The sequence below is a fragment of the Sphingomonas cremea genome (genome assembly GCF_021502585.1).
In the GTDB taxonomy this organism is placed as follows: Bacteria; Pseudomonadota; Alphaproteobacteria; order Sphingomonadales; family Sphingomonadaceae; genus Sphingomicrobium; species Sphingomicrobium cremea.
Genome location: NZ_JAKFGM010000003.1, coordinates 89,023 through 112,602, shown reverse-complemented (window position 1 = coordinate 112,602; position 23,580 = coordinate 89,023). Strand labels below are relative to the sequence as shown.

The following is a 23,580-nucleotide window of genomic DNA, read 5'->3' as shown; positions in this document are numbered from 1 at the left end:
GACTATTACTGGCTGCAGCTGTCCATTCTTATCGGACGACCTGGAGGGGCTGAAAATGGCGCCTCATCCCGAGACTTTTGTGAACTTAGTGAACTTACGGAGCCCCTCATGACCGACGTCATCGACAAGCCCACCACCAGCCCGATCTCCACCACTCGCCACGGCGACGTGTTGATTGTCACATCGAACAATCCGCCAGTGAACGCTCTAGGCGCCGCTGTACGGCAGGGGTTGGTTGCGGCGATCGACGAAGCGGAGAAAGACGATGCCATCAAGGCGGTCGTCATCCGATGCGAAGGGCAAACCTTCTTCGCCGGGGCCGACATCACCGAATTCGGCAAGCCGCCGGTGATGCCGTGGCTTCCGAGCGTGGTCGATACGATCGAGAATTGCTCGAAGCCGGTGGTTGCCGCGATTCACGGAACTGCTCTCGGCGGCGGGCTCGAGGTCGCGCTCGGTTCCCACTATCGCATCGCCGTTCCCGACGCGAAGCTAGGCGTTCCCGAGGTGAAGCTTGGCCTGCTCCCCGGCGCAGGCGGCACGCAGCGGCTGCCACGCGTCGCGGGTGTCCAGAAGGCCCTGGAAATGGTCACTTCCGGCACGCCGATTGGCGCTAGGGAGGCATTTTCTGTCGGGCTGGTTGACCGAATTGCGGAAGGCGAACTGCTTCAGCATGCCGTCGCGCTGGCCGATGAGGTTCGCGACATTCGTCCGCTGCCAAAGTCGAGCGAACGCGACGAAAAGCTGAAGGAGGCGCGTGAAAATCCGGCGATCTTCGACGAATTCCGCAAAGCCAATGCCAGGAAGTTCCGCGGCTTTGAGGCGCCAGAGGCGAACATCAAGGCGGTCGAGGCTGCCGTTGCCAAGCCCTATGCCGAAGGCGTTATCGACGAGCGCAACCTGTTCATGGGGCTGATGGCCGGCACCCAGTCGAGGGCGCAGCAATATTTTTTCTTCGCCGAACGCAAGGCAGCCAAGATCGAGAATATTCCCGAGAACACCAGGCCGCGCGACGTGAAGAAGGTCGGTGTGATCGGTGCCGGAACGATGGGTGGCGGCATCTCGATGAACTTCCTGTCCGCCGGCTTCCCGGTCACGATCGTCGAGATGGCGCAGGAAGCGCTGGACCGCGGCACGGGAGTGATGCGCAAGAATTACGAAGCGACCGCCGCGAAGGGCCGAATGACCGGCGAACAGGTCGAAAAGGCGATGGGGCTGCTGAAGCCCACGCTGGACTTCGACGCGCTGGCCGATTGCGATCTGATCATCGAGGCGGTGTTCGAAACCATGGAGATCAAGAAGGACGTCTTCGGGCGCCTCGACAAGATCGCCAAGCCGGGCGCCATCCTTGCTTCCAACACCAGCTATCTCAACATCGATGAGATTGCGGCCAGCACATCGCGGCCGCAGGATGTGGTCGGTCTCCACTTCTTCTCGCCCGCCAATGTGATGAAGCTGCTGGAGATCGTCCGGGGTGCCAAGACCGCGCCGGACGTGCTGGTTACGGCGATGCAGCTGGCGAAGAAAATCAGGAAGGTCGCCGTAGTCGCCGGTGTCTGCCATGGCTTCATCGGCAATCGTATGCTGATGCCGCGCCAGGTCGAGGCGACCAAGCTCCTCCTAGAGGGCGCGACGCCGGAGCAGATCGATCGGGTCCATGTCGAATTCGGTATGCCTATGGGACCGTTCCAGATGGCCGACCTGGCCGGGGTCGATATCGGCTGGCACCGCGATCCCAGCCGGATCGAAAATATTCGCGACGCTCTGTGTGCCATCGATCGTTGGGGCCAGAAGAAGGGGGCCGGCTTCTACGATTATGATGACAAGCGCCGACCAAGCCCGTCGCCGGTCGTTCAGCAGATCATCGAGGATTTCGCTGCCAAGCAGGGCGTCACCCGCCGCGACATCAGCGATGAGGAGATCGTCGAGCGTACTCTTTACACGATGGTCAACGAGGGATCGAAGATCCTCGAGGAAGGCATGGCGCAGCGCGCGTCCGACATCGATGTGGTGTGGGTCTATGGGTATGGCTGGCCGGTGTATCGGGGCGGCCCGATGTTCTGGGCCGACACCGAAGGGCTGGAAAAGATCGTTGCCGGTTTAAGGAACCAGGAAGCGCGAATGGGGAGCGATTTCAGCTTCAGCCAGTTGTTGCTCGACAAAGCTGCCAAAGGAGAGAAATTCTCCCGCTGACCGTTGCCAGCCTAAGGGGATTTAGATGAGCGATTATATGATTACGGAATCGAGTGGGCCGGTGGCGATGCGCTATCGCAAGATCGTCATGTGGATCCATTGGATCACTGCGATCCTGCTAATCATGCAGGTCTATATCGGTTTCACCTTCCAAGACCTGCCGCGCGGCACTCCCGAGCGAGCATTCGTATTCGGCTGGCACAAAACCTGGGGAGTAATGATCCTTTTGCTGGCCGTGGCCCGGCTAGCGGTCCGCCTGATGAACCCGCCGCCCCCATTCCCCTCAGACTATCCCAAGTGGCGCCGCCTCATCGCGGTCTGGAACCATCGCCTGTTCTATTTGCTGCTGATCGGGATTCCGCTGACCGGTCTTGCGGCGGTCTCGGGCCGTGCGGAAGGCGGTTGGGTACCGCTGCAACTCGGCCTGTCGGTGCCCGCCATTCCCGGTATTCCCAAGGAAAATGAGTTTAACGAAGTGCATGAGCTACTGATCTGGGCTGTGCTGGCATTGCTTGCCCTGCATGTCACGGCGGCGCTCTACAATCAGTTCGTTTATCGGGGCTCTGTCGCGGGCAGGATGTGGCCGTTCAAGTCGGTGCGCGAGGCTTAGCGGCGCGACGGCAATAGATATAGCATCGCGCCGGCCATCGCGGCGGCGCCCGCGGCGGCCGTAAAGGTGTCGGCCGGCCCGCCGCGATCCCACAACAGTCCGGCGCCGAGGCTGGCAAGCAGGGCGGAGACGCCACTGGCGAAGAAAAAGGCGCCGAAGCTGGAGGCTCGCTGGCTTTCGGGGGCAGCGTCGGCGATCATCCGCGCGAAGATGCCCTGGGTCAGCGCCATATGCGCGCCCCACAGGGCGACACCGGTCAGCACCGCCCACAGGGTGGATGATTGGGCCAGCCACAGATCGGCAGCGACCAGCACCGCGATGCCGCCGAGCAACAGCGATTTCGGGTCGATCCGGTCGCTGAGCGCGCCCGCAGGATATGCGAGCACCAGAAACGCCAGGCTGAACAGCGCAAGGACCAGGGGCGACCAGGTTGGGGCGAGGCCAACGTCCATCGCCTTCAGGATCAGGAAGCCTTCGGAAAATCTGGCAAGGCCGAACAGGAAGCCTACACCGATCAGCCGCTTGACCTGCTTGTCGAGCGAGCGCCAGCCACCCCAGGCAACCGTGCTTTTGATTGCGATATGGCGCTCGGGCTCGTGGAGCATGATCCAGGCAAATAGGAAAGAAAGCACAGCCGGAACTGCCGCGATCCAGAATACGGCGCGAATGTCGTCCGCCAGCAACAACATCAGCCCAATTGCCACGAGCGGCGCAAGGAAGGCGCCTACGGTGTCGAGCGCCTGCCTTAGGCCATAAGCCGCGCCGCGCAGCTCGGGCGGCGTCTCGTCGGCGATCATCGCGTCGCGCGGTGCGCCGCGGATGCCCTTGCCGATGCGGTCGACGAACCGGGCGCCAAGCACCGGCAGAGCGCCTTGGGCGAGGGGGAATAGCGGCTTGGACAATGCGGCCATGCCATAACCAAGCAGGATCCAGGGTTTGCGCCGCTGGTTGCGATCGCTCAGCCGCCCGGAGACCAGCTTGGCGATATTGGCGGTCGCCTCCGCCACCCCATCCAGCGCGCCCATCGCGACCACTGGAAGGCCGAGCGTAACGGTCAAGAAGGCTGGCAGCAGCGCATGATAAATCTCGCTCGACAGGTCCATCAGCAGACTGACGATGCCGAGAATCCAGACCGTTCGGGGGAGGGAAGAGCGCGTCGTCACGACGCTTGCCTATAGGCAAATTTGCCAAACGCGAAATCTTTGATAGCGTGGATTCCATGTGGGGGAGTACATCACCGGGCGCCATTGCGGCGCGCTTCGCTCGGTTGGTCGAACTGCTTGGCGGGGATACCGCCGCGGCCAAGGCCATGGGTCAACAGCGTGACCTTCTTGCCGCCGTTCAAGCGACCGAGCCAGCGACGCTCAACCAGGTTGCAGCGAAGGTAAAGCGCGGCGCTCCAGCGGTGAGCAGGGCTGTGGACGTGCTCGTTCGCGCGGGGCTGGTCGACCGTCAGGCCGATCCCGACAACCGCCGCCGCCTTGCGCTCAAGCTAACCGACGAGGGACGCCAGCATCTCAATCGACCGCCCGCGGCGGACAGCTCATTGGAAGGCCGCCTCGGCAAGCTGGCGGCAAGCGAACTTCGTGCGCTGGAGCGCGGGATCGAAATCCTCGAACGACTGCCGCGCTAGGCTCTACAATCCGAGCTTGCCCCGGCGGCGCGGCGGCTGCTGATTATCCTCCTACTAGCCAATGCCTAAACGCTTGAGAGAGCCTGGTTGCCGCTCGGTTGGGGTTCGCTCCGATCGATGTTAAGTCCTTCGGGAAACGTCAGATGGACGGGAAAGGGCCGATATGTTGCTCGTGTTGCTGGTCGCGGGATTGACCATTGGCGCCGCCGGCCTTTTTGTCGGCATTATCCGCGAGGCCGCGAAGAAGAACCAGCTGGTGCCGAAAGGGGAGGCGCTAGCACTTGCTGCGGTAACGAACTTCTTCGACACGCTCGGGATCGGTTCATTCGCGCCGACGCTCGCCTGGTTCAAGTTCAGAAAGTTGGTCCCGGACCGGCTGATGCCGCTGACCATGTTCATCGGCTATACGATTCCGGCGATCCTCCAAGGTGTGATTTTCCTGATCCTGCTTGGCGTGAAAGTCGATTTGCTACTTCTGACGGGCTGCGTCATTGCGATCGTTGCCGGGGGCTACATAGGAGTACCGATCGCTGCACGGTCCCCAGTGCGATTGATCCAGGCAATCGTCGGTTTCGCGCTTCTGATCGCCGCGCTGTTTTATAGCCTATCCAACCTTGGGCTAATGCCGCCCGGCGGCTCGGCGAGCGGTCTGCCGCCCACCTTGGCAATAATCGCCATTATTGCCAATTTCATATTCGGCATCCTGCTCAGTTTCGGGGTCGGCAATTACGCCCCGACGCTTGCCATGCTGAGCCTGATGGGAATGGACCCAAGGCTGGCATTTCCGATCATGGCGGCAGGTGCCGGATTTTCCGGAATCGCTGCCGGAGTGCAGTGTGTCCGCAAGGTCGATCTTGATTGGCGGATCGTGCTGGGCCTGACAATCGGAGCGATTCCGTCGGTTCTGGTTGCTGCCCTGATCGTGAAAGAAATGGACCTGGTATTGCTGCGCTGGCTGGTCGTGGTGGTCGTGACCTATGCTGGCGTGGTCCTGCTGATGACCGCACTGCGCAAGGCGGAACTGGTTCCGCCCGATGCCGCAGAGGCCGCAGTGACACATTAGCCGCGGTTGCCGCAACGCAGCATTTAAGGTAGGGGGCGCGCAACTTAACTCCGGGACATCGATAATGAACCTGCGCAACGTGGCGATCATCGCCCACGTCGATCATGGCAAGACCACGCTCGTCGACCAACTTTTCCGCCAATCGGGCACCTTCCGCGACAACCAGCGGGTGGAAGAGCGCGCCATGGACTCGAACGACCTCGAGAAGGAGCGCGGGATCACCATCCTTGCCAAGTGCACTTCGGTCGAATGGCCCGACGCCAACGGCACGGTGACCCACATCAACATCGTGGACACGCCGGGCCACGCCGACTTCGGCGCCGAGGTGGAGCGCATCCTGTCGATGGTCGACGGCGTTATCCTGCTGGTCGACAGCGCCGAAGGACCGATGCCGCAGACAAAATTCGTCACCGGCAAGGCTCTTGCACTCGGTCTCAAGCCCATCGTCGTCGTCAACAAGATCGATCGCCCCGACGCACGGCCGGCCGAAGTGCTGGACGAGGTGTTCGAGCTGTTCCTGAACCTCGAAGCCAATGACGAGCAACTCGATTTTCCGACGCTCTACGCATCGGGCCGCGCTGGCTATGCCGGCTTCACCGACGACGTCCGCGAAGGCGATCTGACCCCGATGTTCGAGACAATCGTCAAGCATGTGCCGGCGCCGAACCTCGACACGACCGCCGAATTCAAGATGCTCACGACGTTGCTTGACCGCGACCCCTTCCTCGGCCGTATTCTGACGGGCCGGATCGAAAGCGGTACGCTCAACGTGAATATGCCGATCCGGGCGATGGACGTGAATGGCAACGTCGTTGAGGACGGCCGCGCGACCAAGGTATTCGCCTTCCGCGGCCTTGAGCGCGTGCCGGTCGAGACGGCCCAGGCGGGCGACATCGTCGCCATTGCCGGCCTGGTCAAAGCGACCGTGTCCAACACCATTGGCGAACTGACCATTTCCGAGCCGCTTCATGCCCGCGAAATCGATCCGCCGACTTTGTCGATGACTTTCGCGGTCAACGACAGTCCGTTTGCCGGCAAGGACGGCGACAAGGTGCAGAGCCGCGTCATCCGCGACCGGCTGGCGCGAGAGGCCGAAGGCAATGTCGCGATCCGGGTCAGCGAAACTCCAGGCGGCGAGGCGTTTGAAGTGGCCGGCCGCGGCGAGCTGCAGCTTGGCGTGGTGATCGAGACTTTGCGCCGCGAAGGGTTCGAACTTTCGATCAGCCGCCCGCGAGTGCTGTTCCGCGATGGCCCGGGCGGCCGCGAGGAGCCGTACGAGACGGTGGTGATCGACGTCGACGACGAATTTTCCGGCACGGTCATCGACAAGATGGCGATGCGCAAGGCGGAAATGACCGATATGCGCCCGTCAGGCGGCGGCAAAACCCGCCTGACCTTCTCGGCGCCGAGCCGCGGCCTGATCGGCTATCATGGCGAATTCCTGTCCGACACGCGCGGCACCGGAATCATGAACCGGCTGTTCGAAAAATATGGCCCCTACAAAGGCCCGATCTCAGGGCGCCAGAACGGCGTGCTCATTTCGATGGAGCAGGGACCCGCCGTGGCCTACGCGTTGAGCGCCCTGGAGGATCGCGGGGTGCTGTTCATTACGCCGGGCGAAATGCTTTACGAAGGCATGGTGATTGGCGAGAATGCGAAGACGCAGGATCTTGAGGTCAATCCCCTGAAGACGAAGCAGCTGACCAATTTCCGCGCATCCGGGCCCAAGGACGAGGGCATCCGCCTGACTCCACCCAAGCGAATGACCTTGGAGCAGGCAATCGCCTACATCCAGGACGATGAGCTGGTCGAGGTTACGCCCAAGGCGATCCGCATCCGCAAGCGCTACCTCGATCCGCACGAGCGGAAGCGGGCATCGCGGAAAATGGAAGCGGCATAGCTACTTCACCGCTTGGCGTTCGAGTGCTGCAGTTCCTTGAGCAGGCTGTGGCCGTCAGCGCCGACCACATCGGCAATCCGCCAGCCGGAGGCGGTTAGTATCAGGCTCAGCCTAAGGTCTCGCATCTCCTTCGGTCCTAGTTTGACGTGGATCCGGGCGTCGGCGGAGTAGGCATTTGGCTGCCTTATGCTCAGAATCTTTGCGGATATTCGGTCATAATCCTGGCAGTCGCACAAAGGATCGCCGTCGAGATAGCCAACCTCACCGCTCGAGCTATCTCTTTGAATTGCCGCGGTTAGCGCCGGCGCGAACACTTGCTCGGGAATGGTTAGCGGATTGTAGCCGCTGTGGCTGTAGCCGGCATAGACCCGGCGCACGAAGGCGGCGGGACTTTCGACCGGAGCAGATGCTGCAATCAAGAGCGCAATAGGAATCACCACTGACCTCCCGTTGCAGTTGTTGGCCCGCCGCCCTTTTCGCCTCAGGCGCAACCCTCGATATACTGGATTGCGTCGTTTCCGGCATGGATTGTCTGCACTCGGCGCGAGGTGTCGGTTTCAAAACGAACCCCGCTTTTTTCCGGTTTGAGCCAGTAGGTCAGATATTCGGCCGGCTCGCCTTCATAATGGTGCGTCTCCGCCTTCAGGTCCGAGCCATAGGCCTTGCGAACATCGTCGGCGCTGGAGCCGATACCGATCCCGCGTGGCGTTACGACCTTGCCGGGCTCCGTCACCGTTATTCGTGCCAACTTGCCATCAATGAGCATGAATATGAGGCCGGGCAGGGCATTGTCCGCCGCGTAGAGTTCGATGCAGCTCCCCTCATTGTCGAATGCGTCGCCTTCCAGCCCTACATGAAGCGCCTTAGTGAGCTGGGCCCGGTTCATGCCGATGTGAGCTGGCCCCCAGCCGCTTGGCGTTAGCTTCCAGCTCGGCCCCTGGGCCGAGGCCGTGACGGCGAGGAAAAGACCAAAAATTCCGAGCAATTTCACTTAGCCATCTCCAGGATCAGCTTCCATTCGTCGTCGCGCACGGGAGCGACGGAAAGGCGTGACTGACGAATCAGTTCCATCTTAGCCAGCCTTGGATCGGCCTTAATGGCGCCAAGGGTGACCGGCTTGTTCAGCGGCCGCACCGGCTCGACGGGCACCTTGACCCAGCTTCCGTCGGCACCGTCCGGTTGGCCGGTTCCAGTGATCCGCATGATCCCAACCACCGCCCGCTCATCCATGCTGTGATAGACGAAGGCCTCGTCACCTGGCTTCATCGCGCGTAAATGAAGGCGCGCGGCATTATTGCGCACTCCGTCCCACATCGTGCCGCCATCGCGGACCAGGTCGTCCCAGCTGTAGCTGCTGGGCTCGGATTTCATCAGCCAATAGGCCATTCGATCGGATCTCCCTTTGACCCGGCTTACAGACGGGAACGCGACTAGGTGCAATCATAAGCCGATCAAAAATTCCGGAAATCTGTCAATTTGTTCATTGTTCCAGTCATTTATCCCGCCATCCGCTCCATTCATCGCTCAAGCGGTTGCTCACTGGCTCCCTTAGCTTATGTGCACTGCAACATTTTAATGAGCGGGTGGATCCACCTGGCGCTGCTGAAGGCAGCTGCCGGATCCCAGGGCAAGACGGACGAGCCCTCCGCGATCGCCAGTCAGCGTTTAGTAGCGTGGAAGCGATCGTTGGACGGCCGGCCGCCATAGTTAGAGCAAGAATTGAAGAAGTTTTTAGGAACCGGCGGCGCGTCGGCGTTTGCTGCTGCCATGTTGCTTACCGTTGGGGGTTCCGGCCAGGCCGTCGCCCAGCAAGTTACAAATCTTCCTGTGGTTCAGGCGGTCGTCAGGACTACCACCACTGTCGTGGCGCCGGCGGCGGCTGCGGCAAATACTGCACCGGCAACTACTGCCCCGGCAGCGCCGATGTCACTGACTGACCTGGTCAATGTTCATCGGACAGGAGCCGAGCTTGACGAGCAAGGCCAATGCCTGGCTACCGCCGTCTATTTTGAAAGCATGGGCGAACCGCTCGAAGGGCAGCTTGCCGTCGCCAATGTCGTCATCAATCGCGCCAAGTCGGGCCGCTATCCGGCCAGCTGGTGCGGTGTCGTTAAGCAGAAGGCGCAGTTCAGCTTCGTGCGCTCAGGGCGTTTTCCGCGGATCGATTACGGTTGCGATGCCTGGGCCAAGGCGCAGGCGATTGCCCGTATTGCGGCACTCAATCTGACCTCAGCGCTCCCTCAGGATGTGCTTTGGTATCATGCCGATTATGTCGCGCCGCGCTGGCGTAACAACCTTCGGCGGGTCGAAAAGATCGGTGCGCACATCTTTTACAGGGGCTGATCCATCAGCCTGTCGCAGCACTGCGTCATCTTGGCGTTAACCATGTTCAAGGGGGATTCGCACTTGCTCCCTCATCGCGCAGAATCCCTTCAAGGATAAGTATTTATCCAAGGCGGGGAGGCCTGGCGGTGCTCAAGATCCTGATCGTCGAAGACGATGTGCAGCTGGCGACGACGCTGAAATATCTGGTTGAAGACAATCCGCGTTACCGTGTCGTTGCCACTGCCGATGATCTGGATGGGGCGGTCGCCGCCGCCGCGGAGCATTTACCCGACCTCGCTCTCGTCGACCTGCGGCTCGCTCACGGTTCGACTGGATTTTCAGTCGCCGTGCGAATGGGCGATTTCGACATCCCCTGCTTCTTTATCACCGGCAAGGCGCCCGATTTCCCGATGCCGGATCTGGCGCTCGGTTGCCTGATGAAGCCATTTACCGCCGAGGACATCCACCGCAGCCTGGCCGCGGCCGAGGACCTGATGCGCGGGCGCGAGGCACTCAGGCCCAAGATGCCGGTCAATCTCACACTTTACGACAAGGTCGAAGAAGAGGAGGGCGCCGAGACGCAGCCCGGCTACATCCCTTCGCGACGCTCCCTGAAGACCCGCCTCGAACATTGGATCGCGGGCACTCAGCATTGAACTTTGGAACTGCCCGCGAATAGCAGGGCTACCTTGTCCGGGTGGAACTGTCCGGGGGACGGTACCACCCGGGCACTAAAGCCGCATCACGCCCTTGCGCGGTTCCCGCTCGCCATAACTATCCAGCGTCAGCTTCGCTCCTGCTTCACACAGCGCCTGCCGCCGGCCCTGGATCGACGTGCTGAGCTGGATCTGCTCGAGCCGATGCAGCTTTTCGAAGGCTGGGTGCGCCAGCACAAAGGGCACGAAGCGTGCGGTCCTTGGCCAGCGCTCAGCGTCGACGGCGAATCCGGCATAAGCGCCGTTGCGAAAGAAGCTGGCGATGGCAATGTCAGCCAGGCCAATCTCGCCGAAGAGATAGCCGTCCTCTGGAAGCTCACCTTCCAGATAGTCGAGCGCCGCCGGAATGTCGGCCGAAAGAGAATGTTCGATCCGCGCAGTATCTCCCGGTTCCTTCCAAACGTTGGGGTGGACGCATTTGGGATAGAAAAGCCCCCAGATGAACACGTCGCCCAGACGCGTGTCTGCGAACTCTTCCAACCAGCGGGCGCGAGCGCGTTCTTTCGGATGTTTGGGTAGCAGCGGCGGATCCGGGTGCGTTTCGTCGACATATTCCGCGATGACGGTTGAATCGGTCAAAACGATATCATTTTCGATAAGTACAGGAATGCGCCGTAACGGGCTCAAACGCTCGAATTCGTCATTGCCGAAGAAGGGAGTGATCGGATCGACCTCATAATCGAGGCCCTTGAGTTCAAGGCAGACCAGCACTTTGCGGACATATGGGCTAACGTAGCTGCCGATGATCTTCATGGGCAGAGGTGATGCTCCGTGAGAAGCCGCTGTTCAAGTCGCAGAAAGAGGGAGGCTGGATGCCCGACGAGGATTCGAACCTCGATTGACGGAGTCAGAGTCCGTAGTCTTACCATTAGACGATCGGGCAACACTGGTCGCCGGGCGGGCAGATAGAAAGCCCACCTTCTCCTGTCAACGTCGCGCCGGCCGGAACGACCTCGAACCCATCGCCTGGTTGCACCTTAAGACTTATTCAGGTTAAGCTCGTTCCAAGTCAGCCGTGCGGCATCCCTGTGCGGCCAAGGATAGAATGGGCATGTGACGATGGCGCAGCAAGCCGTCAGTGCGCCGAGCCCTCGATATGAGGGAACGGCAGGCGGAGGACCGCCGCTCCGGAGGAGCCACAGGCGCGATATTTACGGCGCACTGGACCTAGGCACCAACAATTGCCGGCTGCTGATTGCCCGTCCCAGCGACGACGGCTTCACCGTGCTCGATGCCTTTTCGCGCATCGTTCGGTTGGGTGAGGGCTTGTCGACCAGCGGCAAACTCACCCAGGGCTCCATGGACCGAGCGGTTGATGCGCTCGCCGTATGCGCCGACAAGCTCAGGAGGCGGCATGTCACACTCTCCCGGTCGGTTGCTACGGAGGCCTGTCGGCGGGCCGTTAATGGCCGCGATTTCACCGAACGAGTAAAGCGGGAAACTGGGATCGCGCTGGAAATCATTGCCCCGCGGGAGGAAGCTCGGCTGGCGGTGCTCGGCTGCCACAAGCTGCTCGAGCCCGGTGATGGGCCGGCGCTCATCTTTGACATTGGCGGGGGATCGACTGAACTAGTGCTAGTCGAGCAGGGCGAGCAAGCGCCGCGCATCCGCGCGTGGTGGTCGGCCCCTTGGGGGGTTGTTTCCTTAACCGAGAGCGAGGGCCGCGAGGCAATCGAGGGCAAGGATCGGGTCCTAGCTTATGCCCGGATGCGCGAGCGCGTCTTGCGGAGTTTCGCCCATTTCGTCGAAATGCTGCCGGGGAAGCTCAAGAATGTCCGATTGCTCGGCACCAGCGGAACGGTGACCACATTGGCCAGCGTCCATCTCGCGCTGCCAGCCTATGACCGGCGGATGGTTGACGGGCTCCACGTACCCGTAGGCGATATGCGGCGTATCTCGACGATGATCGCTGAAATGGATTTCGGCCAGCGCAGCGGTTTGCCCTGCATCGGCGCCGACCGTGCCGACATGGTCGTCGCCGGCTGCGCGATCCTGGAGGCGATCCTCGACATCTGGCCGGCCGAAACGCTGGGAATTGCCGACCGCGGCATTCGTGAGGGAATTTTGCGCTCGCTGATGGCGCGCGATGGTTATCAGCTGTGAGCCGGTCCGGGCAGGGGCCGAAACAAAGGGTCAAGACCGCCAAAGGCCGCAAGATTGGCTCGACACGCTGGCTAGAGCGGCAGCTCAACGATCCCTATGTGAGGAAGGCCAGAGCGGAAGGCTATCGCAGCCGTGCGGCCTACAAGCTGCTTGAACTCGATGAGAAATATGGCCTTTTGAAGGGCGTAAAGGGCGTGGTCGACCTCGGTATCGCACCGGGCGGCTGGAGCCAGGTCGTTCGCCGTCGATCCCCGGTGGCGCGGGTCGCGGGTATCGACCTGCTGCCGACCGACCCGATCGACGGGGTCGCAATCCTGCAGATGGATTTCATGGACGACGAAGCTCCCGAAAAGCTTCGGGCGGCCTTGGGCCTTCCCGAAGCCGATCTCGTCATGTCGGACATGGCCGCCAATACTGTCGGGCATCCGCAGACGGATCACCTGCGGACCATGGCACTGGTTGAGGCAGGGATGTTGTTCGCAACCGAGGTTCTGAGGCCTGGCGGCGCCTATGTTGCGAAGGTCCTGGCGGGTGGCGCCGATCATAATCTCGTCGCCGAACTGAAGCGGCACTTCAGTACGGTAAAGCACGCAAAACCGCCCGCCAGCCGCAAGGATTCGTCAGAATGGTACGTCATCGCCCAGGGGTTCAAAGGGCGAGCGACCGAAGAGTAGGCGCGGGGCTTGAAGCGGATTATGAAAAGAAATGGCTGATCCTGTCCAAACCATGATCGCCACTCGCGGCGCTCAGATGTTTCCCACTTTGACGCCGGACGAGATGGCGCGGTTGCGCCGGTTCGGAGGGATCGAAAAATTCCGCCAGGGGGAGGCGTTGGCCACCGTTGGCAAGTCCGGGCTCGGACTTATCCTGATACTCGACGGAGAGGTCGAGATCAGCCAGCACGACGAGACAGGTCAACGGACCCACATCGTCACCCACCAGCGCGGCTCCTTCATGGGCGAACTGGCGCAACTGTCGGGGCGCCCGTCGCTGGTAGATGCCTACGCGCTGACCGATGTCGAGGCCGTGGTGCTTCCGCCGGAACGGCTCCGGGCGCTGCTTATCGCCGAGGCTGACCTGGGCGAGCGGATCATGCGGGCCTTGATCTTGCGGCGGGTCGGGCTGATCGAATCCGGTGCCGGGCCGATCATCATCGGGGCGGGCGACGATGCCGACGTGCTCCGCCTGACCAATTTCCTGACGCGCAATGGCCATCCGCATCAGCATCTGGACCCCGCAACCGACAGCTGCGCGGCAACGCTGATTGAGCGATTCAAGGTTGAGGTCGAGGAATTGCCGATCGTACTGTGTCCGGGCGGGGCGCTGCTCCGAAACCCGCCGGAAGGTACGCTGGCACGCTGCATCGGCCTGGTCGGGCCAATCGATCCGGACCGGCTATTCGATCTCGTCGTGGTTGGCGCGGGGCCAGCCGGACTGGCCACCGCGGTCTATGCCGGGTCGGAGGGACTGTCGGTGCTCGTGCTCGATTGTCGGGCATTCGGTGGCCAGGCGGGCGCTTCGGCGCGGATTGAGAATTATCTTGGCTTCCCGACCGGGATATCCGGCATGGCCTTGATGGGTCGCGCGTTCAGCCAGGCCCAGAAGTTCGGCGTGGAAATGGCCATTCCCGATGAGGCGTTGAAACTGGAGTGCGGCCGGGACCCGTGCCGGATCCAGCTTGCCACCGGCGAGATTGCGCAGGCGCGAGCCGTGGTCATTGCCACCGGCGCGCGTTACCGGCGATTGGGCGTCGAGCGGCTCGAAGAATTTGAGGGGACATCGGTCCACTACTGGGCCTCACCGCTTGAAGCGGATTTGACCGTGGGACATGATGTAGTGCTGGTGGGCGGCGGCAATTCCGCGGGACAGGCTACAGTTTTCCTTGCCAATCGAGCTCGACGCGTAACCGTGCTCGCGCGCAGGCCGCTCAGCCAGACCATGTCCCAATATCTGATCGACCGAATCCAAGGCCTTCCCAACGTCGACGTCGTGATCGGTTGCGAAATCGCCGGGCTTGAAGGCTCCGAAGGCGCATTGGAGGCGGTGAGATGGCGCGAACGGGTGTCGGGAACCGAAGTGCGCCACCCGGCAAGATTCCTGTTCTCATTTATCGGCGCCCAGCCCAACACTGACTGGCTCGCTGGGGCGGGATTGAAGCTCGACGAACGTGGATTCCTCCAGACCGGCGAAGAAGTGGGCGAAGACCGCTTGCCGCTTGAAACCAGTCGACGGGGCGTGTTCGCTGTCGGCGACGTCCGCGCCTGCTCAATCAAACGCGTCGCAGCTGCGGTCGGCGACGGCGCCCAGGTGGTATCGGCGATCCATGGCTATCTGGCGCAGGCCGCTGCAACCGCTCCTGGTCGCGTCGAAGTTCAGGCGGTGCAATAGACGTGTTTTTATTTTGGCGGGGCTTAGGCGTGAAATTGGACGCCAGCGATGCGCAAACGTCCTAGCTCTTCCGAGCCGCCTTCACCGCTTGTTTGAGCGCGTCATAGCCAACCGCGGCGTTGATCACGCGATTGCCGACCACGAACAAGGGCGTGCCAGTCGCGCCCAGCTGGCTGGCGAGAGCCATGTTTTCCCTGAGCTCCGCTTCTTGTGCAGGATCGGCGGCCGGCTGAGGAGGGACGCCGGCAGTGCGAGCAGCTAACGCAATCGTATCCGGGCCAGGGCGGCCGGCAGCATAGAGTGCGTCATGATAGGCTCCGAACCTGCCGGCCTTGGACGCGGCGAGCGAGACGCGTGCCGCCGCTACGCTTTCGGGGCCGAGGATCGGCAGCTCACGATAGACGACGCGCAATCCCTTTTCTTCTTTCAGCAGCCGCTCGATGTCGGGGTTGCTTTGCCGGCAATAGCCGCAGGCATAATCGAAGAAATAAGTCAGCGTGACTTCGGGCTTCTCCGCGCCCTTCCAGCTTGAATGGTAAGGCCGTTCGAGCGATGCCCTGATAGGCGCCAGGGTCGAGGCATATTGTTGTTCGCGGAGTGCCTCCCCGGCTTGTACGAGCATTTCGGGGTTGGCGACGAGCGCTTCGCGCACCATCCGTTCGCCGAACAGCGTTGGTCCGGCTAGAACGATCGTAGCGGCGGTCAGTCCCGCGCCGATTACGCCACCCGCGATCGCCGGAACCCAGGGCCCGCTATTCCTTTGGCTTTGGCTCACGATATTTCTTGTCCTTCTTCAGCGCATTTTCGGAAACCATGGCGATATCCTGCGCGCGAAGATAGTCCGGCGTTCCCTGTGGCAGGCCGGCAAGCGCCATCCGGGCGCTAGCCAAGGCAAGTTTGTCCTGGCCTTCGAGATTGTTGCGCTCGGCCGTTGCCAGCGCCGCCCGCGGCTCATCGCCTTCCCGGTCGTAAACGATGCCGAGCTGGTACCAGGCGAACGGATTGTCGTTGTCGCGGTTGACCGCGGTCTTCAGCACCTGCTTGGCCTCGTTGAAATTCTTCGGGTCCTCCGACGCGATGAGGGCGTGACCGAGCATCACCGCGATCATCGGCATGTCGGGGGCATTCGCAACCGCCTTGCGCAGCGGCGCTATTGCCTCTTTCGGATGACCGCCTTCGAGCAGGATTTGACCCTTCAATTCGAGGAAGAAGGGGTCGTCCGGTGCGGTAGCGAGCAGCGCATCCGCCTCTGAATTGGCCTTCTCGGGATAAGCTCCGAGATGATAGGCATAGGCCCGCGCATAGTGCGCCGGTACGCTCGTGTCCGTTTCAGGATAGAATTTCACCGCTTCCTGAGGAGTTACGTAGCCGATCAGCTTGGCCTTGACCCGTTGGAAGCGGGCTTCAAGCGCCGGGTCGATCGGGCGGTTCCAAGCCGGGTCCTTCTGATAAATGCCCTCCAGCGTGGCAATACGCTCGCTCGATAGCGGGTGGGTTCGATCGTAACTGTCCTTGGCGTAGATCGCGAGCCGATACTCCTGGTTCTGCAGCTTCTTGAAGAACTGGATGCTTCCCTTCCCGCTGATTCCCGCCTTGGAAAGATAGGAGGCGCCGGCGAGGTCGGCGCTCGACTCCTGCGCCCGGGTGAAGGCCAGGAATGAACCCAGGGCGGCTTGCTGGCCAGCGGCGAAAATGCCCATGCCGGCATCGCCCGCGCCCGCAGCGATGGCCGCGGCTCCAAGCACCAGGCTAAGAATGCTGATGGCCGTAGCCTGCTTGGCGCCGTCATAAATCCGGATCGAATGTCCGCCGGCGACGTGCCCAAGCTCGTGCGCGATAACGCCCTGGAGCTGGTTAACATTGTCGGCGGCGGTCAACAGGCCGCTATGGACATAAACGACCTGGCCCTGGGCGACGAACGCATTGATTTCGGGGTCATTGATCAGGACGACCTTGACGCTGGCCGGATCGAGACCCGCGGCCTCGACCAGCGGATCGCTGATATTCTTGAACAGCAGCTCCGTTTCACTGTCGCGCAGGATCGATTGCGCTAGCGCCGGACGCGCGGCGGCAAAGAAAAGCGCGAGGCCGAGCATGAACAGCCTGGCCAGGCGGGTAAGCCGAACGGACATGCCTTGCTGTCCCACCGTGCGCATGAACGGTGAATGAAAACCAGCCCGCGGGTTCGATGCGCGGGCCGGTTTCATCGGTAAGTGGCAGTCATTAGCCGAAGGTCCGCTGCCACCAGCCGCGACGCGGCTCGCCGGGAACATCCTCATTGCTTGCCTCAGGGGCGGGCGCGGGCCTGGGTGCCGGAGTAGGCTCGATGGGTGCAACCTCGGGCTCTTTCTTGGCCCGGCTGCGCCGCTTCGGCTTTTCTGCCGGTGCTATTTCCTCGGCGGGCTCCTCAACGGGTGCCATAGCTGGAGCCGCTTCGGCTCCGGCGGTATCCTCGACCTTCTTGCGAGCACGCGGACGGCGGCGAGTCTTGGGTTGCTCGTCCGCCGCCGGTTCGGCGGTCTCGGGGGCAGGTTCCTCGGATACCGGCAGGTCCGCCATGGGCGGGGCCTCGGGGGTGATTTCCGCCGCTTCGACGTCGGTCCCGGCCCGGCCGCGCCGGCCTCTCCCCCCGCGTCGGCCGCGGCGGGGCTTGGACCCCTCCGCGTCGGCCGAAATCGGCCGCTCCGCAGCCTCTTCTTCGCCCAACTGCTCGGCTTCGGATGCCTGAGTGGCAGTTTCGGGAAGTTCGGCTGCCTCGCTCGCCTCGGTCTCGCCGTCGCGACGGCGGTTGCGCCCACCGCGACGCCGACGCCGACGACGCCGGCTGTTGCGATCGCCTTCATCTTCGGCGCGGTCGTCGCTGGCTTCGGCTTCCTCGACCTCTTCCTCGTCGACTTCGGGGAGATACTCCTCTTCCTCGACGACCATCGGCTGAACAGCAGGACGCTCTTTGGGCTGGGGCCGGGGGCCCGAGCTTTCGACGGTCATCCGCGCGCCCTCGAATGTTTCTTCGATGACGATTTCGACGGTGACGCCGTAGCGCTCTTCGATCTCGGCCAGTTCGGACCGCTTTTTGTTCAGGACATAAATCGCCGCCTCGCGCCCAGCTCGGAGCGTGATCCGGTCGCCGCGGCCACGAGCGGCCTCGTCTTCGATGATCCGAAGTGCGCTGAGCCCGGACGAGGAGGCCGTACGCATCAGGCCAGTGCCCTCGCAGTGCGGGCAGGTCTTGGTTGAAGCTTCAAGCACGCCAGTACGCAGGCGCTGGCGGCTCATTTCCATCAGTCCGAAACTGCTGATGCGGCCGACCTGGATTCGAGCGCGATCGTTCTTCAGCGCCTCCTTCATCGCCTTCTCGACCTTCCGGACATGGCTCGATTGCTCCATGTCGATGAAGTCGATGACGACTAGGCCGGCCATGTCGCGAAGCCGTAGTTGACGCGCGATTTCGGCCGCAGCCTCGAGGTTGGTCGCAAACGCTGTTTGCTCGATATTATGCTCACGGGTCGAACGACCGGAGTTGATATCGATCGAGACCAGGGCCTCAGTCGGGTTGATCACCAGGTAACCGCCCGACTTCAACTGGACGATCGGCTGGTACATGGCGGTAAGCTGGTCCTCGACGCCGTAGCGCTGGAATACGGGCACCGGATCGGCATATTGCATCACGCGGCGAACATGGCTCGGCATCAGCAGCTTCATGAAGCCGCGAGCAGCCTTATACCCGTCGTCCCCCTCGACAATTACTTCATCAATCTCACGATGATACAGATCGCGGATCGCACGCTTGATCAGGTCGCTGTCGCGATAGATCAGCGCTGGCGCCGAGGACGACAGCGTGCGCTCGCGTACTTCGTCCCAAAGCCGGGCGAGATAATCGAAGTCGCGCTTGATCTCCGTCTTTGTCCGCGACAGTCCCGCGGTGCGGACGATCAGGCCCATGGTCGAAGGCAGCTTGAGGTCGGAAATGATCGACTTGAGCCGTTTGCGATCGGCGCCATTGCTGATCTTCCGGCTGATACCGCCGCCGTGGGACGTGTTCGGCATCAGCACGCAATAACGGCCGGCGAGGCTCAGATAGGTGGTCAGGGCCGCGCCCTTGTTGCCGCGCTCTTCCTTGACCACCTGGACCAATAGCACCTGGCGGCGCTGGATTACGTCCTGGATCTTATAGCGACGGCGCAGGGCCTGGCGCTTCTTGCGCAGCTCCTCGGCGGCGCTTTCGTCGACGGGCGATCGGGCCGATCCGGTACCCACCTCATGCGCTTCCTCGCGCTCGCCATCGGGATCGCCGGCGTCCTCGCCCGTGTCCTCCAAATCGTCCACGTTGTCGTCATCATCGTCGTCGTAGCCGAGCTCGGCCGCACGAAGCCGCTCTTCCTCGGCGGCATGCTCGGCCTCTTCTGCCAGCAATGCGTCGCGATCCGCCTTGGGGATCTGATAATAGTCGGGATGGATTTCGCTAAAGGCAAGGAAACCGTGGCGGTTGCCGCCATAATCGACGAACGCCGCTTGCAGCGACGGTTCGACGCGGGTCACCTTGGCTAGATAAATATTACCTTTGAGCTGCTTGTGCTCCGAGGATTCGAAATCAAATTCCTCGATCCGATTTCCCTTTGCGACGGCTACCCGGGTCTCCTCCGGGTGGCGCGCGTCGATTAGCATGCGCATGGACATTGAAAATTCTCCGGGCGCGGGGCGCGGCCCTGGTGGGCCGGCGGCGCGCAATAGTCTTGGCCAGTGCCTTATTGGCGATGGCGCGATGTGCGGAAATTGCCTCTGCTGCTAAATGCCTCGCGATCGTCGTCGCGAACGACGCGTGGCCATACTCGGATCTGAGCACGGCGGTGGCGTCCTGTGGCATCATGCAGCGTCAACCTTGAAAGCCGCGGGTCCGACCAGCCTGCTTGCCGTCTGGGGACGGAACAATTGGCCGGTGGTCGCAGCGCGTCCGTCCGAATTGCCGGAAGGACAATCTCGGTTAGCATCCGGCCTGCGACCTCGCAACCTTGACGGTCAAATAATCGCTTCAGTCTTGCCTTGGCGAGGAAGCCGACGAGCCCTAACCTCACCTCATGGATCGGAATAAGCGAATTGGCTTGGCAGTCGCTTCGGGCACGTTGGTAGCAGTCGCGCTTCTCTCGCTGGCGCTGGGACGAGGCGGTGGCGGCGTAGTCGGCGATGCAATTGCGTTAATCGGCGAAGCGCGAACAGGCGGCCTTACTCTCGAGCTCCCCGAGGCCGTGGCGGATGTTCGGGTTCGCGAAGCGCGCATTCCTGGGCGGCCAATCGTGCTGATTGATCCTGGGCATGGCGGCAAGGATCCCGGGGCTCCGGGCGTTTCAGGGGCGAGCCAGGAAAAGGAGCTGACCCTGGCAATGGCCAAGGAGTTGGCCGACCTCCTTGAGCAGCGGGGCCGGGTACGCGTCGCCCTGACCCGCGAGGACGACAAATATCTTACCCTGGAACAGCGCGCAGGCATTGCCCGGCGGCTTCACGCAAGCCTGTTCCTGTCGCTGCACATGGACAGCGCGCCCAATCCGCTGGCCAGGGGCGCCACAGTCTACTCCCTTTCCGACGTCGCCTCGAGCGCCGAAGCCGCCCGCTTCGCTGAGGCGGAAAATATAAGGGACGGGGCCTTGTCCAGCGAAGCCGACGGTTCCGTCCGGGCGTTGCTTACAGACGTAGCACTGCGAGAGCAGATGGAGGCCTCTGCCGGTCTTGCCGAGCGCCTGCTTCGGCGGGCGACGGGGCTGGTAGAGCTGCGGCCGCGGCCACACCAGTTCGCCGCCTTCCATGTGCTTCGTCGGGCCGAAACACCGGCGGTTCTTGTAGAGGCTGGGTATATCAGCAACGCGGACGATGAGGCTATGCTGGTTACCACGGAGGGACGGGCGCCGCTCGTCCTCGCGTTGGCTCAGGCCGTCGAAGCTGACCTCGCAACGCGGTCGGCACGGCAATAGGCGGCTTTCGCGGCGCTGGGGAAGGCGCTAGACGGGTAGGGAAGATGACTTCCCTGGCGTTACAAATTCCCGATCTGGTCGCGTTCAATCAGCGAGTCCACGACCGCGTCGATCATTGGTTCGAGCGCAAGTGGGTTCGTCGCTCGGCATGGTGCGCCGTAGGCGGGCTGCTGTTCGGAAGCCTGATATTCGTCTATTTCGCCACCGGCCTGCCGAGCTCGGAGAAACTACTCGCCTATCAGCCACCGCTACCGACCAACGTCCGTGGCTATGACGGCAATCCGGTGCAGACCTTTGCACGCGAGCGGCGGGTCGAACTGGCCTATGACGAATACCCACCGTTGGTGGTCCACGCCTTCGTCTCGGCTGAAGACAAGACTTTCTTCAGCCATGGCGGCATCGACTATCCCGGCCTGATCGGCGCAGTGTTCGACTATACCCGCAAGTCAGTAAGCGGTGGGCGCGCGAAGGGTGGCTCGACCATAACTCAGCAGGTCGCCAAATATCTGCTCCAGGACGACACATATGCGATTAGCCGCAAGATCCGCGAAGCGATCCTGGCATTCCGCCTTGAGGACACGCTGAGCAAAGAGCAAATACTCGAACTCTACCTCAATTCGATCTTCCTCGGCCGCAATGCCTATGGTGTCCAGGCGGCAAGCCGCGCTTATTTCGATAAGGACGTCGCCGACCTGACCCTTCCCGAAGCGGCCTACCTTGCCGTGCTTCCTAAGGCGCCGAGCAATTACGACCCTGTGCGGGCGACCGAAAAGGCCTTGGCCCGGCGCAATTACGTCCTGCGCGAAATGGCCAGGAATGGTTACATCACCGAAGACCAACGCGCGGCCGCTGCAGCAGCGCCCTTGGGCACGATCCGCTACGGAAGCAGCGCCAAGTTCCGCGACCAAGGCGGCTACTTCATGGAGGAGGTTCGCCGGGACCTTTTGAAGCGGTTCGGGGAAAAGGCGGAGGACGGGCCCAACAGCGTCTACGCCGGCGGCCTATGGGTCCGCACTTCGATGGTCCCCAAAATGCAGGATGCAGCCGCGGATGCACTTCGTGAGGGCCTATCCAGGTTCGACGGCGGTCGAGGCTGGCGCGATACTGGCCTCAGCATCGATGTCGGCAGCGACTGGCAGACTCAACTGCGGGTTGCCGCGCTCGGTACCGGCTTTCCCGACTGGAAGAAGGCAGTCGTTCTTTCAAAGGATTCCGGTAGCGCACGGATTGGTCTTCCTGACGGATCAACCGGCACCCTACCGGCCTCGGCTGCGGTCCAGCCCGTACGCGGTGCAGGCGGGACCGCGTTCAACGCGCTCCGACCTGGGATGATAATCATCGTCAAGCAGCTTGGACTGGACAGCTATGCTCTGCGATCGATCCCAGAAGTTGGCGGCGGCTTCATCGCAGAGGAAGTTCATACCGGACGCGTGTTGGCGATGCAGGGCGGGTTCGACGTGATCGGGTCATCCTACAACCGCGCGACCCAAGCGCTGCGGCAGCCGGGCTCCGCATTCAAGCCGGTCGTTTATGTAACTGCGCTCGAAAACGGGATGACTCCAGCCTCGATTATCGTCGACGCACCGTTCTGCGTTTGGCAGGGCGCCGGTCTGGGCAACAAGTGCTTCCGCAACTTCGACGGCAAATATTCTGGACCGAAGACAATGCGCTGGGGCGTCGAGCAGTCGCGCAATCTGATGACCATTCGCGCTGCATCGCAAACCGGAATGGATAAGGTGGTTGCCAATGCGTCCAAGCTGGGGGTCGGCAATTATGATCGCTATCTGTCGATCGCCCTGGGCGCCGGTGACACGACAGTTCTTAAGCTGACCAACGCCTACGCTATTTTAGCTAACAGCGGCCGGTCGGTGACACCTACGGTGATCGACTATGTCCAGGACCGGAATGGCAAGGTCATCTTGCGCAGCGACAATCGCTGCCAGGTGATGGAGGCCGACAACGGCGGTGCCTGCAATGCAGCCGAATGGGATGGCAAGGCGATGCCGCGCCCGCCATCCCGCCAAAAGCAGCTGCTCGATGCCCAGGCCGCCTATCAGATGGTCCACATAATGGAGGGTGTGATCGAGCGCGGTACTGCGACCGTGCTTCGTGACCTCGACCGACCGATGTTCGGCAAGACCGGAACGACGTCGGGACCCACCAATGTCTGGTTCATCGGGGGTACTCCGGAAGTCGTTGCCGGCGTCTACATCGGCTATGATCAGCCGCGCCCAATGGGGCATGGTGCACAGGGCGGACGAGTGGCGGCACCGATCTTCAAGCAATTTGCCCAGGTCGCTTTCAAGGATTTGCCGAAAATACCGTTCGTCGCCCCGCCCGGCATCCGCATGGTCCGGGTCGATCGGGCAACAGGAAAGCGCGTTTTCGGGGTTTTCCCGACGACCGTTGATCCCAAATCTTCTGTCATCTGGGAGGCGTTCCAGCCTGAGACGGAGCCACGGCGCTCCTTCCGCCGGAGCATTGAGCTGGCCAAGGCGCAAGTGGACGGTGAGAGCCGAATTGCGGCTCGCCCAATTCGGCGGGCAGGGCCCGCCAAGCCGAAATCACCCGCCGACAGTTCCGAATTCTTGCAAAGGCAGGGCGGCATCTACTAACGCCCCTCTCACAAATCGTCCCCCGACCTCGGCTGGGCACCGAGTATCTGCATGGATGCCGGCCATCGCGG

General features: G+C 62.1%; 20 protein-coding genes, 1 tRNA gene and 1 pseudogene. 12 read left to right on the top strand and 10 right to left on the bottom strand.

The features are described 5' to 3' along the window. The first annotated feature begins 108 nt into the window (after positions 1-108). The gene (locus tag LVY65_RS10720) at positions 109-2,193 is read left to right on the top strand and encodes a 3-hydroxyacyl-CoA dehydrogenase NAD-binding domain-containing protein (RefSeq protein WP_235068192.1); all 2,085 of its coding nucleotides are present in this window, start codon (positions 109-111) and stop codon (positions 2,191-2,193) included. A 25-nt stretch (positions 2,194-2,218) separates the two neighbouring features. Continuing rightward, positions 2,219-2,803 (top strand): cytochrome b, encoded by a 585-nt coding sequence (locus tag LVY65_RS10715; RefSeq protein WP_235068190.1) that lies wholly within the window; start codon positions 2,219-2,221, stop codon positions 2,801-2,803. Here the strand turns inward: LVY65_RS10715 and LVY65_RS10710 are convergent. After that, positions 2,800-3,966, bottom strand: a complete 1,167-nt coding sequence (locus LVY65_RS10710) for an MFS transporter (RefSeq protein ID WP_235068189.1) — start codon at positions 3,964-3,966, stop codon at positions 2,800-2,802. The genes LVY65_RS10715 and LVY65_RS10710 overlap by 4 nt on opposite strands. Positions 3,967-4,022: 56 nt before the next feature. Between LVY65_RS10710 and LVY65_RS10705 the strand changes: the two genes are divergently transcribed. The 3 genes from LVY65_RS10705 (at position 4,023) to typA (ending at position 7,399) form a co-directional block, all read left to right on the top strand. Beyond that, on the top strand, positions 4,023-4,436 hold the full coding sequence (locus tag LVY65_RS10705) for a MarR family winged helix-turn-helix transcriptional regulator (RefSeq protein ID WP_235068187.1): 414 nt from the start codon (positions 4,023-4,025) through the stop codon (positions 4,434-4,436). 163 nt (positions 4,437-4,599) lie between these two features. Continuing rightward, entirely contained in the window at positions 4,600-5,499 is a 900-nt protein-coding gene (locus LVY65_RS10700; RefSeq protein ID WP_235068185.1) for a TSUP family transporter, read from the top strand. A 64-nt stretch (positions 5,500-5,563) separates the two neighbouring features. Beyond that, positions 5,564-7,399, top strand: coding sequence for a translational GTPase TypA (typA, locus tag LVY65_RS10695; protein WP_235068183.1), 1,836 nt, complete (start codon positions 5,564-5,566; stop codon positions 7,397-7,399). A 5-nt stretch (positions 7,400-7,404) separates the two neighbouring features. On the opposite strand, the gene LVY65_RS10690 is transcribed toward typA, so the two are convergent. The 4 genes and pseudogenes from LVY65_RS10690 to LVY65_RS13465 all read right to left on the bottom strand — a co-directional run. Further along, on the bottom strand, positions 7,405-7,836 hold the full coding sequence (locus LVY65_RS10690) for a DUF3828 domain-containing protein (protein ID WP_235068182.1): 432 nt from the start codon (positions 7,834-7,836) through the stop codon (positions 7,405-7,407). A gap of 44 nt (positions 7,837-7,880) precedes the next feature. Next, positions 7,881-8,390, bottom strand: a complete 510-nt coding sequence (locus tag LVY65_RS10685; RefSeq protein ID WP_235068181.1) for a hypothetical protein — start codon at positions 8,388-8,390, stop codon at positions 7,881-7,883. After that, the gene (locus tag LVY65_RS10680; RefSeq protein WP_235068180.1) at positions 8,387-8,785 is read right to left on the bottom strand and encodes an EVE domain-containing protein; all 399 of its coding nucleotides are present in this window, start codon (positions 8,783-8,785) and stop codon (positions 8,387-8,389) included. The genes LVY65_RS10685 and LVY65_RS10680 overlap by 4 nt, the downstream gene beginning before the upstream one ends. A 106-nt stretch (positions 8,786-8,891) precedes the next feature. Next, positions 8,892-9,122 (bottom strand): annotated as a pseudogene (locus LVY65_RS13465) (hypothetical protein); the annotation flags it as partial. On the opposite strand from LVY65_RS13465, the gene LVY65_RS10675 reads away from it, so the two are divergent. Both LVY65_RS10675 and LVY65_RS10670 read left to right on the top strand, forming a co-directional pair. Further along, the gene (locus LVY65_RS10675; protein WP_235068178.1) at positions 9,119-9,742 is read left to right on the top strand and encodes a cell wall hydrolase; all 624 of its coding nucleotides are present in this window, start codon (positions 9,119-9,121) and stop codon (positions 9,740-9,742) included. The pseudogene LVY65_RS13465 and the gene LVY65_RS10675 overlap by 4 nt on opposite strands. Positions 9,743-9,870: 128 nt before the next feature. Further along, on the top strand, positions 9,871-10,380 hold the full coding sequence (locus LVY65_RS10670) for a response regulator (RefSeq protein WP_235068175.1): 510 nt from the start codon (positions 9,871-9,873) through the stop codon (positions 10,378-10,380). A gap of 75 nt (positions 10,381-10,455) precedes the next feature. Here the strand turns inward: LVY65_RS10670 and LVY65_RS10665 are convergent, their stop codons facing one another. Next, positions 10,456-11,193 (bottom strand): glutathione S-transferase family protein, encoded by a 738-nt coding sequence (locus tag LVY65_RS10665; protein ID WP_235068173.1) that lies wholly within the window; start codon positions 11,191-11,193, stop codon positions 10,456-10,458. 56 nt (positions 11,194-11,249) lie between these two features. Beyond that, positions 11,250-11,323 (bottom strand) — tRNA-Gln (locus tag LVY65_RS10660). Between the two features lie 176 nt (positions 11,324-11,499). Here LVY65_RS10660 and LVY65_RS10655 point away from each other — a divergent pair. The 3 genes from LVY65_RS10655 to LVY65_RS10645 are packed head-to-tail and all read left to right on the top strand — an operon-like array spanning position 11,500 to position 14,931. Next, entirely contained in the window at positions 11,500-12,543 is a 1,044-nt protein-coding gene (locus tag LVY65_RS10655) for a Ppx/GppA phosphatase family protein (protein WP_235068170.1), read from the top strand. Continuing rightward, positions 12,540-13,217 (top strand): RlmE family RNA methyltransferase, encoded by a 678-nt coding sequence (locus LVY65_RS10650; protein WP_235068167.1) that lies wholly within the window; start codon positions 12,540-12,542, stop codon positions 13,215-13,217. Before LVY65_RS10655 ends, LVY65_RS10650 begins: the two co-directional genes overlap by 4 nt. A 31-nt stretch (positions 13,218-13,248) precedes the next feature. Continuing rightward, a complete protein-coding gene (locus tag LVY65_RS10645; protein ID WP_235068163.1) occupies positions 13,249-14,931 on the top strand; it encodes an FAD-dependent oxidoreductase in 1,683 nt (560 codons plus the stop codon). 61 nt (positions 14,932-14,992) lie between these two features. On the opposite strand, the gene LVY65_RS10640 is transcribed toward LVY65_RS10645, so the two are convergent. The 3 genes from LVY65_RS10640 to LVY65_RS10630 all read right to left on the bottom strand — a co-directional run bounded on the left by LVY65_RS10640 (position 14,993) and on the right by LVY65_RS10630 (position 19,608). Then, the gene (locus tag LVY65_RS10640) at positions 14,993-15,706 is read right to left on the bottom strand and encodes a DsbA family protein (protein ID WP_235068162.1); all 714 of its coding nucleotides are present in this window, start codon (positions 15,704-15,706) and stop codon (positions 14,993-14,995) included. After that, positions 15,684-17,063: a M48 family metalloprotease gene (locus tag LVY65_RS10635; RefSeq protein ID WP_408021988.1), complete on the bottom strand. Its 1,380-nt coding sequence runs from the start codon at positions 17,061-17,063 to the stop codon at positions 15,684-15,686. The genes LVY65_RS10640 and LVY65_RS10635 overlap by 23 nt, the downstream gene beginning before the upstream one ends. Positions 17,064-17,154: 91 nt before the next feature. Next, complete coding sequence (locus LVY65_RS10630) at positions 17,155-19,608, bottom strand: Rne/Rng family ribonuclease (protein WP_235068159.1); 2,454 nt, start codon at positions 19,606-19,608, stop codon at positions 17,155-17,157. Between the two features lie 398 nt (positions 19,609-20,006). On the opposite strand from LVY65_RS10630, the gene LVY65_RS10625 reads away from it, so the two are divergent. Both LVY65_RS10625 and LVY65_RS10620 read left to right on the top strand, forming a co-directional pair. Next, positions 20,007-20,894 carry an N-acetylmuramoyl-L-alanine amidase family protein gene (locus LVY65_RS10625; RefSeq protein WP_235068158.1) on the top strand — a complete coding sequence of 296 codons (888 nt, stop codon included), beginning with the start codon at positions 20,007-20,009 and terminating at the stop codon, positions 20,892-20,894. A gap of 44 nt (positions 20,895-20,938) precedes the next feature. Next, a complete protein-coding gene (locus tag LVY65_RS10620; RefSeq protein WP_235068156.1) occupies positions 20,939-23,509 on the top strand; it encodes a penicillin-binding protein 1A in 2,571 nt (856 codons plus the stop codon). The last annotated feature ends 71 nt before the right edge of the window (positions 23,510-23,580 follow it).

Excerpts from the sequence above, each read along its gene's own strand:
- LVY65_RS10635 (WP_408021988.1), bottom strand. The coding sequence starts at position 17,063 with ATGTCCGTTCGGCTTACCCGCCTGGCCAGGCTGTTCATGCTCGGCCTC.
- LVY65_RS10700 (WP_235068185.1), top strand. The coding sequence starts at position 4,600 with ATGTTGCTCGTGTTGCTGGTCGCGGGATTGACCATTGGCGCCGCCGGC.
- LVY65_RS10720 (WP_235068192.1), top strand. The coding sequence starts at position 109 with ATGACCGACGTCATCGACAAGCCCACCACCAGCCCGATCTCCACCACT.
- LVY65_RS10665 (WP_235068173.1), bottom strand. The coding sequence starts at position 11,193 with ATGAAGATCATCGGCAGCTACGTTAGCCCATATGTCCGCAAAGTGCTG.
- LVY65_RS10645 (WP_235068163.1), top strand. The coding sequence starts at position 13,249 with ATGGCTGATCCTGTCCAAACCATGATCGCCACTCGCGGCGCTCAGATG.
- LVY65_RS10630 (WP_235068159.1), bottom strand. The coding sequence starts at position 19,608 with ATGTCCATGCGCATGCTAATCGACGCGCGCCACCCGGAGGAGACCCGG.
- typA (WP_235068183.1), top strand. The coding sequence starts at position 5,564 with ATGAACCTGCGCAACGTGGCGATCATCGCCCACGTCGATCATGGCAAG.
- LVY65_RS10705 (WP_235068187.1), top strand. The coding sequence starts at position 4,023 with ATGTGGGGGAGTACATCACCGGGCGCCATTGCGGCGCGCTTCGCTCGG.
- LVY65_RS10655 (WP_235068170.1), top strand. The coding sequence starts at position 11,500 with ATGGCGCAGCAAGCCGTCAGTGCGCCGAGCCCTCGATATGAGGGAACG.
- LVY65_RS10680 (WP_235068180.1), bottom strand. The coding sequence starts at position 8,785 with ATGGCCTATTGGCTGATGAAATCCGAGCCCAGCAGCTACAGCTGGGAC.
- LVY65_RS10620 (WP_235068156.1), top strand. The coding sequence starts at position 20,939 with ATGACTTCCCTGGCGTTACAAATTCCCGATCTGGTCGCGTTCAATCAG.
- LVY65_RS10715 (WP_235068190.1), top strand. The coding sequence starts at position 2,219 with ATGAGCGATTATATGATTACGGAATCGAGTGGGCCGGTGGCGATGCGC.
- LVY65_RS10625 (WP_235068158.1), top strand. The coding sequence starts at position 20,007 with ATGGATCGGAATAAGCGAATTGGCTTGGCAGTCGCTTCGGGCACGTTG.